General features: G+C 68.4%; 14 protein-coding genes and 1 pseudogene. 6 read left to right on the plus strand and 9 right to left on the minus strand.

All coding sequences use genetic code 11. The features are described from left to right. Positions 1 to 239 (plus strand): annotated as a pseudogene (locus FVP33_RS19595) (HNH endonuclease signature motif containing protein); the annotation flags it as partial. Positions 240 to 336: 97 nt separating this feature from the next. Here the strand turns inward: FVP33_RS19595 and FVP33_RS16050 are convergent. Beyond that, positions 337 to 1,497, minus strand: coding sequence for an SLC13 family permease (locus FVP33_RS16050; RefSeq protein ID WP_147784707.1), 1,161 nt, complete (start codon positions 1,495 to 1,497; stop codon positions 337 to 339). 107 nt (positions 1,498 to 1,604) lie between these two features. Between FVP33_RS16050 and FVP33_RS16055 the strand changes: the two genes are divergently transcribed. Both FVP33_RS16055 and FVP33_RS16060 read left to right on the plus strand, forming a co-directional pair. Further along, positions 1,605 to 1,796, plus strand: a complete 192-nt coding sequence (locus FVP33_RS16055) for a hypothetical protein (RefSeq protein WP_147784708.1) — start codon at positions 1,605 to 1,607, stop codon at positions 1,794 to 1,796. 2 nt (positions 1,797 to 1,798) lie between these two features. Further along, the gene (locus FVP33_RS16060; RefSeq protein WP_147784709.1) at positions 1,799 to 2,431 is read left to right on the plus strand and encodes a hypothetical protein; all 633 of its coding nucleotides are present in this window, start codon (positions 1,799 to 1,801) and stop codon (positions 2,429 to 2,431) included. 7 nt (positions 2,432 to 2,438) lie between these two features. Here the strand turns inward: FVP33_RS16060 and FVP33_RS16065 are convergent, their stop codons facing one another. Then, positions 2,439 to 3,047, minus strand: coding sequence for a LysE/ArgO family amino acid transporter (locus tag FVP33_RS16065; RefSeq protein ID WP_147784710.1), 609 nt, complete (start codon positions 3,045 to 3,047; stop codon positions 2,439 to 2,441). A gap of 71 nt (positions 3,048 to 3,118) precedes the next feature. Between FVP33_RS16065 and FVP33_RS16070 the strand changes: the two genes are divergently transcribed. Next, positions 3,119 to 3,994 (plus strand): LysR family transcriptional regulator ArgP, encoded by an 876-nt coding sequence (locus FVP33_RS16070; RefSeq protein ID WP_147784711.1) that lies wholly within the window; start codon positions 3,119 to 3,121, stop codon positions 3,992 to 3,994. Between the two features lie 7 nt (positions 3,995 to 4,001). Here FVP33_RS16070 and FVP33_RS16075 read toward each other — a convergent pair whose 3' ends face one another. The 5 genes from FVP33_RS16075 to FVP33_RS16095 all read right to left on the minus strand — a co-directional run bounded on the left by FVP33_RS16075 (position 4,002) and on the right by FVP33_RS16095 (position 9,096). Beyond that, positions 4,002 to 4,760, minus strand: a complete 759-nt coding sequence (locus FVP33_RS16075; RefSeq protein ID WP_246142381.1) for a FadR/GntR family transcriptional regulator — start codon at positions 4,758 to 4,760, stop codon at positions 4,002 to 4,004. An 11-nt stretch (positions 4,761 to 4,771) separates the two neighbouring features. Beyond that, positions 4,772 to 5,560, minus strand: a complete 789-nt coding sequence (locus tag FVP33_RS16080; RefSeq protein ID WP_187270765.1) for a 3-oxoacyl-ACP reductase — start codon at positions 5,558 to 5,560, stop codon at positions 4,772 to 4,774. A gap of 11 nt (positions 5,561 to 5,571) precedes the next feature. Then, positions 5,572 to 6,933 (minus strand): aldehyde dehydrogenase family protein, encoded by a 1,362-nt coding sequence (locus FVP33_RS16085; protein WP_147784713.1) that lies wholly within the window; start codon positions 6,931 to 6,933, stop codon positions 5,572 to 5,574. Continuing rightward, positions 6,930 to 7,637 carry a gamma-glutamyl-gamma-aminobutyrate hydrolase family protein gene (locus FVP33_RS16090; protein WP_147784714.1) on the minus strand — a complete coding sequence of 236 codons (708 nt, stop codon included), beginning with the start codon at positions 7,635 to 7,637 and terminating at the stop codon, positions 6,930 to 6,932. The genes FVP33_RS16085 and FVP33_RS16090 overlap by 4 nt, the downstream gene beginning before the upstream one ends. Before the next feature lie 91 nt (positions 7,638 to 7,728). Next, positions 7,729 to 9,096, minus strand: a complete 1,368-nt coding sequence (locus tag FVP33_RS16095; protein ID WP_147784715.1) for a glutamine synthetase family protein — start codon at positions 9,094 to 9,096, stop codon at positions 7,729 to 7,731. Between the two features lie 214 nt (positions 9,097 to 9,310). Between FVP33_RS16095 and FVP33_RS16100 the strand changes: the two genes are divergently transcribed. Together FVP33_RS16100 and FVP33_RS16105 are read left to right on the plus strand one after the other, a co-directional pair. Beyond that, positions 9,311 to 10,831, plus strand: coding sequence for an amino acid permease (locus tag FVP33_RS16100; RefSeq protein WP_147784716.1), 1,521 nt, complete (start codon positions 9,311 to 9,313; stop codon positions 10,829 to 10,831). Between the two features lie 136 nt (positions 10,832 to 10,967). Continuing rightward, complete coding sequence (locus tag FVP33_RS16105; RefSeq protein ID WP_147784717.1) at positions 10,968 to 11,492, plus strand: hypothetical protein; 525 nt, start codon at positions 10,968 to 10,970, stop codon at positions 11,490 to 11,492. Positions 11,493 to 11,802: 310 nt separating this feature from the next. Here the strand turns inward: FVP33_RS16105 and FVP33_RS19600 are convergent, their stop codons facing one another. Both FVP33_RS19600 and FVP33_RS16110 read right to left on the minus strand, forming a co-directional pair. Next, positions 11,803 to 11,979, minus strand: coding sequence for a hypothetical protein (locus tag FVP33_RS19600; RefSeq protein ID WP_187270766.1), 177 nt, complete (start codon positions 11,977 to 11,979; stop codon positions 11,803 to 11,805). Positions 11,980 to 12,008: 29 nt separating this feature from the next. Further along, on the minus strand, positions 12,009 to 12,920 hold the full coding sequence (locus FVP33_RS16110; RefSeq protein WP_147784718.1) for a class II fructose-bisphosphate aldolase: 912 nt from the start codon (positions 12,918 to 12,920) through the stop codon (positions 12,009 to 12,011). Positions 12,921 to 12,930 lie beyond the last annotated feature (10 nt).

Genomic DNA, 12,930 nt, shown 5'->3' on the forward strand with positions numbered 1-12,930 from the left:
CCCACCACATCCGCTGGTGGTCCCACCAACCAGAAACGAACCTCGCCAACGGGATCCTGCTCTGCACCGCCCACCACCACACCATCCACCGCAACGGCTGGGGCATCCACGTCACCGACAACATCCCCTGGTTCACCCCACCCGCAACCATCGACCCCCACAGGCGACCACGACGCGGCGGGAAACCACCCCTGCCCACACTGCCACCGCGACCGGAGGCACGCACCATGCGGCAATGAAACCCATGCGGCAGTGAAACTCATGCCACTGCCACAGCGAAACGCACTGAGCGCGGCCAGCACAGCCGAACACGAAGACGCCCCCTCGCGGCCGGACTCAGGCCGGGTGGGCGAGCGCGAGGGCGAGAGTCGCCGCCACCACCGTGAGCGGCGCGGCGATGAGCCCGAGCAGGCAGTAGCGGGCCCAGGAGAAGTGCACGTCGAGCGCCTTGAGCCTCTCGTGCCAGAGCAGCGTGGCGAGCGAGGCCCACGGCGTGATGAGGGGGCCGACGTTCACCCCGATGAGCAGGGCGACGAGACGAACCGGGTCGCCCGCGACCGGTTCGAGCGCGAGGTACGCCGGGAGGTTGTCGATCGCGTTGGCGCCGAGCGCGCCGGTCGCCGACAGCTGCAGCAGGCTCAGCGGACCGTGTCCGGCTCCGGAGATCGTGGCGAGCAGGGTGCCGAGCCCCAGCGAGTGGGCGGCCTCCACCACGAGGAAGAGCCCGGCCGCGAGCAGCACAAGCTGCCAGGGCAGCAAGCCGAAGCGGATCACGGCGGGCCGACGCACGAGGAAGAACCCACCGAGCACGAGCGCGGCGCCCAGAGCGGGCATCCACACCGGGATCCCGGAAACGAGCAGCGGCATCAACACCGCCACGATCACGCCGCTGGCGATGAGCAGCACGCGGTCGTCCGCCTCCCTGCTCTTCTTCGGCTCGTAGCGCGCGAGAAGGTCCTTTCGATAGACGATGAACAGGATGGCGGCGGGGATCACGATCGACACCACGGCGGGCGCCGCCATCAGGGCCGCGAACTCGAGCGGGCCGACCCCGGGAAGTTCGTGTTCGGCGAGCAGATTGGTGAGATTGGAGACGGGGAGCAGCAGCGACGCGACGTTGGCCATCCACACCGTGGTGAGCGCGAACGGCAGAGGCGAAAGACCGACGTGCCGGGCGAGGATCACCACGACCGGGGTGAGCAGCACGGCGGTCGTGTCGAGGGAGAGGAAGATCGTGCTGAGCACGGCGAGAGAGAGCACAAGCAGCCAGAGCAGCCAGGCCCGACCGGCTCCCCATTTGGCGGTGCGCTCGGCCACGGCTCGAAAGATGCCCGCCGCGGCCGCGAGCTCCGTGACGACGGTGATCGCGATCACGAAGAGCAGGATCGGCCAGACGCGGTCGGCAATCGCCAGGGCTTCCGGCACGGGGAGGATTCCCACGGCCAGCGCGACCAGGCCCACCACCACGAGTGCCGCGCCCAGGATGGCTGTTCGCATCGCGCCCCTTCGACCGGCTCGCCGCTGCTCGGCAGTCAACTCTATGCCGGGTGTGCGCTTTCCCAGTGACGGGGTAGCGTTGTTCCCACCACGGTGGGGAGGCGGTCATGCGCAAGTTCATTTTCAGCGGAACTCTGATCAGCGCGATTCTCGGAGGCTGGAGCACGCTCCAGACCACGAGACGCGGCCCCCGCGACTGGCGGCTCGTCCTCATGTGGATCAGCTGGGCGGCGACCGTCGCGATCGCCGTTGGCACAGTAATCGAACAGTCTCGTGATGCTGACGAGCTAGAGGAGTAGGCATGTACAACCCCTTAATCCCCAACATCCAGGACATGGGCTTCGGTTTCGCGGGGCTGCTCGGCGTGGCCGTGTGGGCGTTCTTCATGCTGCTCTTCCTCTCCGTGGCGATCGGGCTGATCTTCCTCCTCGTCCGCTTCCTGCTCGTGGCCACTCGCGCCGCCCAGATCTACGTGGCCCGCCACGAACCGCCGAAGCCAGCGAAGCCGGCGGCGACCCCTCCGGTCGGTCCGTCAACCGGTCCCAGCCTCGGGCCGTGGGGCGAGACCCCGGCGGCCGGCACCTCCACCACCAAACCGGCGACGGTCGCACCCACGCCGGCCACGCCGCAGGCCGAGCCGAAGGCACCGGCCGCGACCGCGCCTGCCGCGGCGACTCCCCCAGCGAGCAGCACGCCCGAGCCGGCGAAGACGACCGGCCCCGTAACGACCGACACGGCGACCAAGGTCATGCCGGCGGCCTCCGCGACCAGGCCCTCCACGAAGCCGGCCGCGACGGCGCCGGCGACAACGACACCGACCGCACAGCCGGTCACGTCCGCGAACGACGAGACCGAGGTCCTGCCGTCCGCGAGACCCGCCACCCGGACACCTCGGGTGCCGCGCCGCGCGAAGACTCCCCCGCCCACGCCGTAGCCGTCGGTCACGGGGTGACCACCAGGCTCACCCCCAGCGTCACCATGAGAACGGCGATGGCTCCGTCGAGCACCCGCCAGGCCACGGGCCTCGCGAACAACGGAGCGAGAAACCGGGCGCCGAAGCCGAGCGCCGAAAACCAGGTCGCGCTGGCTGCCGCTGCTCCTCCACCGAACAGCCAGCGTCCGCCGTCGCCGTGGGTGGCGGCCAGCGAGCCGAGCAACACGACGGTGTCCAGGTACACGTGCGGATTGAGCCAGGTCAACGCGAGACAGCCGAGCGCCGCGGCCGCCAGCGACATCTCGGGTGCCATGGCCGCCTCCAGCGCACCCGGCCGGAAAGCCCGTCTCGCCGCGATCAGCGCGTAGCCGATGAGGAAGGCCGCGCCGGCCCACCGAGCGATCTCGAGGGCGACGGGCGCCGCCCGCACGAGGGCGCCGACCCCCGCGACCCCCGCGAAGATGAGCACGGCGTCGGAGAGCGCGCAGATCGCCACGACGGGAAGCACGTGCCGCCGGAGCAGACCGATCCGCAGCACGAAGGCGTTTTGCGCGCCGATCACGACGATGAGGGAGCCGCCGGCGGCAAACCCGGCAAGCACGGGAAGGAAGAGCATCCTCGAACCCTACGAAGACCACCACGGGTAATCCAGCTAAACATTCTTATGATTCATTAGCATTGCTTCATATGGATCTCCACCTCGACCAGCTCAGGACGCTCAGCGTCGTCATCGACACCGGGAGCTTCGAGTCGGCAGCCCGCGCCCTGCGCGTGACCCCGTCCGCGGTGAGCCAGCGAATCAAGTCGCTCGAACAGCAGGTGGGTCGGGTGCTGGTGCAGCGGTCGAAACCCGCGAGGCTCACCGACTCGGGCCTCGTGGTTCTGAAGCTGGCACGGCAGGTGCAGCTGCTGGAGCACGACACGGCCGCGGCCTTGAACCCGGCCGAGACCGCCGTCACGAGCGTTCCCCTGGCGATCAACGCGGATTCCCTCGCCACCTGGCTGCTCCCCGCCCTCGCGGAGGTGACCGGCATCTCCTTCGACCTCTACCTGGCCGACCAGGACCACTCCGCCGCGCTGCTGCGCGCAGGGACCGTCATGGCCGCGGTGACCTCCGAGCCGGATCCCGTGCAGGGCTGCACCGTGTCCCGCCTGGGATGGATGCGCTACCGCGCGGTGGCGAGTCCCGGATACGCCGCTCGATGGATGCCGCACGGCCCGACCGTCGATGCGCTCGCGGTCGCCCCCATGCTGGTCTTCGATCGCGCGGACAGCCTGCAGGACCGCTACCTGCTCGCCCGCAGCGGCGACGTCCTCGCCCCGCCCAGGCACTTCATCCCGGCTTCGACCGAATTCGTGACGGCCGCGGCGCTCGGCCTCGGCTGGGCGATGCTGCCAGACGCCCAGAGCGCCGGGCTTCTGGCGGATGGTCGGCTCCTGCTGCTCGATGCCGACACCCCGATCGACGTGCCGCTCTACTGGCAGCAGTGGTCGCTCGACTCCCCCGCACTCGAGTCGATCGCCGACGCGGTAGCCCGCGCCGCCGCGGCCCACCTCTTCTAGACGAGTACTAGACGAGAAAGCCGCGCAGCAGGGCGGCCGATCCCTCGAGGTGCTCCTGCATCGCCGACGCCGCGCGAGCGCCGTCGCCGGTGAGGATCGCGATCACGATCGCCTCGTGCTGTTGGTTGGAGTGTTCGATGTTGGGCTGCAGCAGCGGGATGTTCTCGAGCAGTTCGTTCACGCGCATCCGGTTGTCGGCGATGAGCGGCACGAGCGATGGCGCTCCGGCAAGCTCGCCGATCGTGAGGTGCAGCCGGGAGTCGAGCCGACGATAGTCCGCGATGGACGCCCCCGCCGTCTCGCCGAGCCGCGTCCAGAGCGCCTCCCGCTCCTCGGCGGAGAGCGAGCGAGCCGCGGCGGCCCGCGCCGCCCCCACCTCGAGGATCTCGCGCAGGCCAAGGATGTCGTCGATCTGCTCGGCGGTCGGCGGCGCGGTAGGTGCGAGCCCCTCGATCGCAGCACCGGCGCTCCTCGCCGGCAGCTCGTCGACCACGAAGGTGCCGCCGTACCGGCCGCGGCGGGAGACTAGGTAGCCGGCGTCGGCGAGCGACCGGATCGCGTCGCGCACGGTGTCCCGGCTCACGGAAAACCGCGAGGCGAGCTCTCGCTCGGCCGGGAGGGCCTCTCCGGGCGCGACGATTCCGAGCCGGATCGTCTGCAGCAGCCGCGACACCGTCTCCTCGAACGCGTTGCCGGCCCTGACCGGCCGGAACAGGGCATCCCCCGCCACGCTCGAGCGGCCGGTGTCCTCCCCCGGGTCGCTCACGGCGACCGCCATCACAGTGGGGTGACGTAGGCGGCGCTGATGCCGCCGTCAACCAGGAAGGTCGAGCCGGTGATGAACGACGAGTCGTCGCTCGCGAGAAAGGCGACGGCCGCGGCGAGCTCCTCCGGCTCGGCGAAGCGGCCCTTCGGAATGTGCACGAGGCGACGCTGGGCGCGCTCCTCGTCCTTCGCGAAGAGCTCCTGAAGAAGCGGAGTGTTCACCGGACCAGGGCAGAGCGCGTTCACCCGGATACCCTGCCGCGCGAACTGCACGCCAAGCTCGCGACTCATCGCGAGCACGCCGCCCTTCGAGGCGGTGTAGGAGATCTGGCTCGTCGCCGAACCGAGCACGGCGACGAACGACGCGGTGTTGATGATGGAGCCCGACTGTTGCGCCACCATGTAGCGCAGCGCCGCCCGGCAGCACAAGTAGACCGACTTGAGGTTGACGTCCTGCACGCGCTGCCAGGCCGGGAGCTCCGTGGTCTCGATGGAGTCGTCGTCGGGCGGCGAGATGCCGGCGTTGTTGAAGGCGATGTCGACCGAGCCGTAGGTCTCGTTGGCGAGGGCGAACAGGCGGTCGACCTGCTGCTCGTCTGTCACATCCACCTGCACGAAGAGGCCATCCACCTCGGCCGCCGCGGCGGCCCCGGTCTCCGGGTTGAAGTCGCCGATCACGACCGTCGCCCCCTCGGCCGCGAATCGGCGTGCCGTCGCGAGGCCGATGCCACTCGCGCCGCCCGTGACGACGGCGACCTTGCCCGCGAGCCGCTGCGTGAGGTCGATCTTCGGAACTGCCATGGCGATTTCTCCTAGTCGGTGCTGATGAAGACGTTCTTGGTCTCGGTGAAGGCCGCCGCGGCATCCGGCCCGAGCTCGCGCCCGAGACCGCTCTGCTTGAAGCCGCCGAAGGGAGTCGAGTACCGCACCGAGGAGTGCGAGTTGACCGAGAGGTTGCCGCTCTCGATGCCGCGAGACACGCGGAGGGCGCGGCCCACGTCGCGGGTCCAGATCGAGCCGGAGAGACCGTACTCGCTCGCGTTCGCCAGGGAGATGGCGTCGGCCTCATCGTCGAAGGGCAGCACGGTCACGACGGGTCCGAAGATCTCCTCTGTCACTGCCCGATCGGTGCGGGATCCCGGCAGCAGCACCGTGGGCGGAAACCAGAACCCTGCGCCCTCCGGCGCGCTCCCGCGGAAGGCCACGCGGGACTCGTCGGTCACGTACGACCGCACCTTCTCCCGGTGGGCGGCGGAGACGAGCGGACCCATCTCGGTGGACTCGTCGGTCGGCGAACCGACCCGCACGCCCTTCACCGCGGGCTCGAGCAGTTCGAGGAAGCGATCGAGAACGCTGCGCTCCACGAGGATGCGGCTGCGGGCGCAGCAGTCCTGCCCGGCGTTCTCGAACACCGCGTATGGCGCGGTCGCCGCCGCCCGCTCGAGGTCGGAATCCGCGAACACCACGTTCGCCGACTTGCCGCCGAGCTCGAGCGTCACGGCCTTGACCTGGTCGGCACACCCGGCCATCACCCGCTTTCCGACGGCGGTCGACCCCGTGAACACGACCTTGCGCACGTCCGGGTGGGTGACGAACCGGTCGCCGACCACGTCGCCGCGCCCCGGCAGCACCTGGAATAGCGCGGGCGGGAGACCGGCCTCGCGGGCGAGTTCGCCGAGCCGGATCGCGGTGAGCGGGGTCCACTCGGCGGGCTTCAGCACAACCGCGTTTCCGGCCGCGAGCGCGGGGGCGAAGCCCCAACTCGCGATGGTCATGGGAAAGTTCCACGGCACGATGACGCCGACGACGCCGAGCGGTTCGAGGAAGGTCACGTCGATGCCGCCGGCCACCGGGATGGTCTTGCCGATCATCCGCTCCGGCGCGGCGGCGTAGTAGTCGAGCACGTCGCGCACGTGGCCGGCCTCCCAGCGCGCCTGGGAGATCGGATGCCCGGAGTTCGCGACCTCGAGACGGGCGAGAGTCTCGATGTCGTTGCCGACCGCGGCCGCGAAGCGGCGCAGCGCCCCGGCCCGCTCGGCCGGGGCGAGCGCCGCCCAGAGTCGCTGGGCGGCGACCGCGTCGCCGATCGCCTCGTCGACGCGCTCCACCGTGGAGTGCTCAACGGTCTGCAGCACACGCTCGTCCGCCGGGTTGATGATCGTGGTGACGGTCACTTCTTCGCCTCCCGCGCAGCATCCACGAGCCCGGCGAAGAGCCGCAGGTCGTCCTGGTTCTGTTCGGGATGCCACTGCACGGCCACTCCGAACGGCATCCCGCTCACCTCCACGGCCTGCACGACGCCGTCGTCGCTTCGCGCGGTCACGACCAGTCCGTCGGCCACCCGGTCGATCGCCTGGTGGTGGTAGACCTCCACGTGCAGGGGCTCCGCCCCGATGAGGGTCGCCACCGCGCTGCCCGGCTCCGCCTCGATCGGCACCCGGTTGAAGGTGCCGCCCCCGAGCTGGTACCTCGAACTGCCGATGACCTCGGGCAGGTGCTGGTGCAGGGTTCCGCCGAGCGCCACGTTGAGCATCTGTGCGCCGCGGCAGATGCCGAGGAAGGGCAGTCCGCGCTCGATTGCCGCGGTGAGCAGCGCATCCTCCCAGGCGTCGCGGTCGATGCGGGGCTCGTCAGTCGCCGCGTGCCGATCCTGGCCGTAGCGACCGGGGTCGACGTCCTTACCGCCCGTCACGATGAGCCCGTCGATCGAGTCGAGAACCCGGTTGGCGATCTCCTTCGACACCGGCTGGGGCGGCAGGAGCACCGCGATGCCGCCGGCACGAGTGACCGCGTCGAAGTACAGCTGAGGCAGGAAGGCCGCCGGCACGTCCCAGACGCCGGTCTGCGCCTGCTCGAGGTAGGTGGTGAGGCCGATCACCGGCGCGCTGGAGCTATGGTGATCGCGCCAGCGATCACGCGACGCCAGCGCCGACGGAGCCTGCGACGTCGGGTTTGTATGGGCCGTGTTCTCAGAACCGCTCAAAGCCGCGCACCCTCTCCCAGTCGGTGACCGCGGCGTCGTAGGCCGCGATCTCGATGCGCGCGTTGTTGAGGTAGTGCTCGACGACGTCGTCGCCGAAGGCGGCTCGCGCGATCTCTGACCGGCCGAACAGCTCGGCCGCCTCGCGAAGCGTCGTGGGCACCCGCGGGGCGTCGCTGCCGTACGCGTTGCCCTCGAACATCGGCTCGAGCTCGAGCTCGTTCTCGATGCCGTACAGTCCGCCGGCGATGAGGGCCGAGACCGCGAGGTACTGGTTGACGTCGCCACCCGGCACTCGGTTCTCCACGCGCAGCCCGAGGCCATGCCCCACCACGCGCAGGCTACAGGTGCGGTTGTCGAGCCCCCACGCCACGGCTGTCGGGGCGAAGCTGCCGTCGACGTAGCGCTTATACGAGTTGATGTTGGGGGCGAAGAAGAGGGTGAGTTCACGCATGGTCTTCAGCTGGCCGGCCAGAAAGTGCCGGAACATCTTCGACATCCCGAGCTCGTCGTCCTTGTCGGCGAACACCGGGTCGCCGTCCACGCCGCGGAACGAGATGTGGATGTGGCAGCTGTTGCCCTCGCGCTCGTTGAACTTGGCCATGAAGGTGATCGCCTTGCCGTGCTTGTCCGCGATCTCCTTCGACCCGTTCTTGTAGATCGAGTGGTTGTCGCAGGTGGTGAGGGCGTCCTCGTAGCGGAAGGCGATCTCCTGCTGGCCGAGGTTGCACTCGCCCTTCACCCCCTCGCAGTACATGCCAGCCCCCTCCATCGAGACGCGGATGTCGCGCAGCAGCGGCTCCATTCGCGTCGAGGCGAGCAGGGCGTAGTCGATGTTGTAGTCGCTCGCCGGCGTGAGGTCCCGGTAGCCCTTGGCCCAGGCGTCGCGGTAGCTGTTGTCGAAGACGATGAACTCGAGCTCGGTGCCCACGTACGGCACGAGCCCCTTCTCGGCGAGGCGTGCCATCTGGCGCTTGAGGATCTCCCGCGGCGCCGGGGCGACCGGGGTCTCGTCGAGCCAGGTGAGGTCGGCCATCACGAGGGCGGTGCCCGGCAACCAGGGCACCAGCCGGAGTGTGGACAGGTCGGGGATCATGGCCATGTCGCCGTAGCCCTTCTCCCAGGAGGAGATGCGGTACCCGTCGACGGTGTTCATCTCCACGTCGACGGCGAGGAGATAGTTGCAGCACTCGGCACCGTGCTGGCTGATCTCTTCCTTGAAGAGCCTGGCGGACGTGCGTTTGCCGACGAGTCGACCCTGCATGTCGGTGAACGCGACGATGACCGTGTCGATCTCCTGCCGGTCGATGAGTCCGTTGAGCTCGTTGGTGGTGAGCATTCCGGAGCGTTTTGTCATGCACGTTCTCCTCGGTCGGTGAGAGTCCTGCCGACCATTACACCACGCGATTTCGTCGCGCGGGTGAGCAATCGTGTGAAGGGACGTAACAAGATATTTACACCCAAAGGTAGACAAGAGGTACCAATAGGCCAGTACGCTCGGAGCACTCTGATCCACCTCGCGCGCAATGGAGCGCGCGAATAACTCGTTCTACCCATGGGAGAGAAAACGAATGACAGATCACGGCAACACGAGCGTTTCCGGGGTGACGTACACGAGGGCGGAGGTTGGCTACTTCGAGAAGCGCACGCTCAAGCGGTCGGCGGGCGTCTGGGGGCTGTGGGGTCTCGGAATCGCCGCGGTCGTCTCCGGTGACTTCTCCGGCTGGAACCTCGGACTGGCCACGTCGGGCTGGGGCGGCATGGTGATCGCCTTCATCATCGTCGTCATCATGTACTTCGCGATGCTGTTCAGCATCGGAGAGATGTCGGCGGCGATGCCGCACACGGGCGGGGCCTATTCCTTCGCCCGGGCCGCGATGGGCCCGTGGGGAGGCTTCGTCACCGGACTCGCCGAGACGATCGAATACGTCGCGACGACGGCCGTGATCGTCTACTTCTCGGCCGGCTACGCGAACGGGATCACCGCCACGTTCGGCCTCCAACTGCCGACCTGGGTGTGGTGGATCATCCTCTACATCGTCTTCATCGCCCTGAACACCGCGGGCGCGTCGATCTCCTTCAAGTTCGCCGTCGTGGTCTCGATCCTCTCGATCGCGATCCTCGCCGTGTTCACCGTCGCCGCTCTCGTATCAGGCGCCTTCAGCGTCGAGCACCTCTTCGATGTGAAGCCGGATGCCGGTCAGAGCGCGTTCCTGCCGCACGGGGCCTTCCCGATCCTGCTCGTGTTGCCGTTCGCGATGTGGTTCTTCCTGGGAATCGAAGAGCTGCCGCTGGCGGCCGAGGAGGCGCACAATCCGGCCAAGGACATCCCGAAGGCCGGCATCGTGGGCATGATCACCCTGGTGATCTGCGGTGCGGTTGTGCTGCTGCTCAACCCGGGTGTCAACGGGTCGACGAAGCTCTCAGCATCCGGCGAGCCGCTGCTCGACGGCTTCCGCGCGATCCTCCCCGACGGCCTGGCGGCGATCCTGTCGGCCTTCGCCCTCATCGGCCTGCTCGCCTCGCTGCAGGGGATCATGTTCGCCTACGGTCGAAACATGTATTCGCTCTCTCGCGCGGGCTATTACCCCAAGGTGCTCTCCCTCACCGGCGCGCGCCAGACGCCATGGCTCGCCCTCATCGTCGGCGCGGTCATCGGCTTCATCGCCATGATCGTCGTGGACCTCACCGGCGGAGCCACCGGATCCGGCGGAGCGATCGTACTCAACATCGCGGTCTGGGGCGCCGTGCTCTCCTACCTGCTGCAGATGATCTCGTTCGTGGTGCTGCGCCGCAAGTTCCCCAAGGCGCACCGGCCATACCGGAGCCCGGTCGGGGTGGCGGGTGCGGTGGTCGCCGGCGTGATCGCCGCGGCGACCTTCGTCGGCTTCCTGCTCAACCCACCGTTCCTTCCCGCCATCGCGGCCATCGCGGTCGTCTACGTCGTGATGCTCGGCCTCTTCGCGCTCTTCGGGCGCCAGCAACTCGTGCTCTCGCCGGAGGAGGAGTACGCGTTGAGCGGCGGCCTGCACGGTGACCCGCAGGAGGAGGGCTACGACGCCATGGAGACCGAGGTCTTCGGCACGAAATAGACCAACACCACCACGGCGGGGCTCGGAGCACTTTCGGGCCCCGCCGTCGTTGTCTGGCGTGTCATCAGGGGCGCAGGCGCGATGGTCGGTGATAATGAGCACACCATCGTCCCTCGTGGTGGAAGGTTCGAGAAGCATGTCCCAGACAGTCAGGTCCAACAGCAGCGTGAGTCCCGCCGATAACGAAGAGCTCCAGGAGCTCGTCTTCGATCTCGTGCGCGAACGCGTGCTCGCGGCCATCGGCGTCGGCGGAATGTGGAGCATCGACTTTCGCAAGGCGGGCGACACGGACGCGTTCTTCGGCGAGACGGTCGCCGAACGGATCGCCAGGGACGTCGCCGCCCAGATCGCACCGCAGTCGGCGGAGCTGGCCGATAGCGCGCCGGTCCTGGGCTCCTACTACGTGGCCCCCGCCGTTTCTCCTTCCGTGGCCTCCACCGTCTCCGCTGACGTCGAACAGAGCACGGGCGAGCCCGCATTCTCGAACGAGAATCCCGCGCCCGTCACCGGGAGCGTCGAGCGTGTCGTCTGGGTCGCCGAGCCGTCCCAGGTGGCCTGGGTCGCCGAGTTCGCCGAGGCTCGCACGAGCGACCGAGCCGCCGCCGCGACCGCCGAGACGGAAGCCGAAGCCGAGCGCGCGCACCGCAGGCTCGTCGCGTAACACCCCCGCAGCAGCCGTCCCACGCCGCTTGTCCCGTCATCGGCGCGCCCGGCGCTTAACCGTAGATCGCCGCCGCTCCGATGGAGCGGCGGCGATCGAGTCGGTCTCTATTTTCCCGAATTGAGACACGCCTGGACCCGCCGTGCGATTCAACGCCCCCGCGTTTCCGCTCGGCGACCAGGAGAAGATGAGGTAATCCCCGTCATCTGTTTAGAAAATTACCAGACGATACTGAGCAATTCTTGCCCCATTACGGGGTTAGACGGGTGGTACCAGTGTTACTGGAGTGACGAGTGTGACGAGTGTGACTTCATGCCACGCTTCCGGCGCTGCAATACGAGCCGGGGCTGTGGATGAGGTGGGCGATGCGCAGCTCGGCCTCGTCATCCTCCCCCGTCTCCGGCGTGTACCGCTCATCGATTCGCCAGTCGAACGGATCTTCGCCCGGGTTCGCGCGAGCCCACCGGCGCGCTACCGGCGGCAGCATTCTCTCGGCTGATCCGCCCGGCGCTCGACTCAGCGAACGGCCTTACCAGCGCTGCCGAGGGCCACGATCTTCTCCTCCACCACCGCCTGCACGGCGTCGCAGACGACCGGCATGAGCCTCGGCACCGAATACTCCGAGGGGTTCTCGGCGAGCACCCGCTCGAGTGTCGTGCGAAAGGCGAACCGCAGGTCGCTGTTCACATTGACCTTGCTCACCCCGATGCGCGCCGCCTCCTCGAAATAGTGCAGCGGCGTGCCACTTCCGCCGTGCAGGCTGATCTGGCAGTCGATGGCCTCGCGGATGCCGGCGAGCAGTTCCAGGTCGAGGATCTTCGGCGCGGGGTACCGTCCATGGAGGTTACCGACCGCCGCGGCGAAGGTGTCGATGCCGGTCGCGTCGACGAACGAACGCGCCGTCTGCGGGGTGCTGAACGTCTTCTTGATCTCCTCGTAGTCGAAGTCTTCGGAGTGCACCGTGCTCGACCCGGCGAAGTAGTGCGGCTCGCTCTCGACCTGAGCCCCGGTGAAGAGCGCGTACACCACGACCTCCCTCGTGCCCTCGATGATCTCGTCGAGCGAGGCGTCGTGGTCGGCCTGTGAGATGTCCAGGTGAATGAACTCGTAGCCCGCGTCGATGGCCCGCTTGCAGCCGGCCACGGTCGGACAGTGGTCCAGGTTGAGATACATCTCGATGCCGTACTCGTCCCGGTAGTTGTCCACGAGGTCACGGATGTTCGCCAGCCCCATCGAGGCCACCTCGCCGTCGCTCGCCTCCACCAGAACCGGTGAGGCGAGCTTCTGCGCGGCGTGCGCCACGGCGATGAGCGTCTCCTGGTTGTCGATGTTGAACGCGCCGACCGCGAAGTGTTCCCGGCGGCTTCGCGCCATGAGCGAGCGCGCTCGAGCGCTGTTCTCGCGCATCCGGCGGATCGTCTGCTCCATCGTCACTCCC

The sequence above is a fragment of the Lacisediminihabitans profunda genome, assembly GCF_008040105.1.
GTDB classification, from domain to species: Bacteria; Actinomycetota; Actinomycetes; order Actinomycetales; family Microbacteriaceae; genus Lacisediminihabitans; species Lacisediminihabitans profunda.

Excerpts from the sequence above, each read along its gene's own strand:
- FVP33_RS16050 (WP_147784707.1), bottom strand. The coding sequence starts at position 1,497 with ATGCGAACAGCCATCCTGGGCGCGGCACTCGTGGTGGTGGGCCTGGTC.
- FVP33_RS16055 (WP_147784708.1), top strand. The coding sequence starts at position 1,605 with ATGCGCAAGTTCATTTTCAGCGGAACTCTGATCAGCGCGATTCTCGGA.
- FVP33_RS16060 (WP_147784709.1), top strand. The coding sequence starts at position 1,799 with ATGTACAACCCCTTAATCCCCAACATCCAGGACATGGGCTTCGGTTTC.
- FVP33_RS16065 (WP_147784710.1), bottom strand. The coding sequence starts at position 3,047 with ATGCTCTTCCTTCCCGTGCTTGCCGGGTTTGCCGCCGGCGGCTCCCTC.
- FVP33_RS16070 (WP_147784711.1), top strand. The coding sequence starts at position 3,119 with ATGGATCTCCACCTCGACCAGCTCAGGACGCTCAGCGTCGTCATCGAC.
- FVP33_RS16080 (WP_187270765.1), bottom strand. The coding sequence starts at position 5,560 with ATGGCAGTTCCGAAGATCGACCTCACGCAGCGGCTCGCGGGCAAGGTC.
- FVP33_RS16095 (WP_147784715.1), bottom strand. The coding sequence starts at position 9,096 with ATGACAAAACGCTCCGGAATGCTCACCACCAACGAGCTCAACGGACTC.
- FVP33_RS16100 (WP_147784716.1), top strand. The coding sequence starts at position 9,311 with ATGACAGATCACGGCAACACGAGCGTTTCCGGGGTGACGTACACGAGG.
- FVP33_RS16105 (WP_147784717.1), top strand. The coding sequence starts at position 10,968 with ATGTCCCAGACAGTCAGGTCCAACAGCAGCGTGAGTCCCGCCGATAAC.
- FVP33_RS19600 (WP_187270766.1), bottom strand. The coding sequence starts at position 11,979 with ATGCTGCCGCCGGTAGCGCGCCGGTGGGCTCGCGCGAACCCGGGCGAA.
- FVP33_RS16110 (WP_147784718.1), bottom strand. The coding sequence starts at position 12,920 with ATGGAGCAGACGATCCGCCGGATGCGCGAGAACAGCGCTCGAGCGCGC.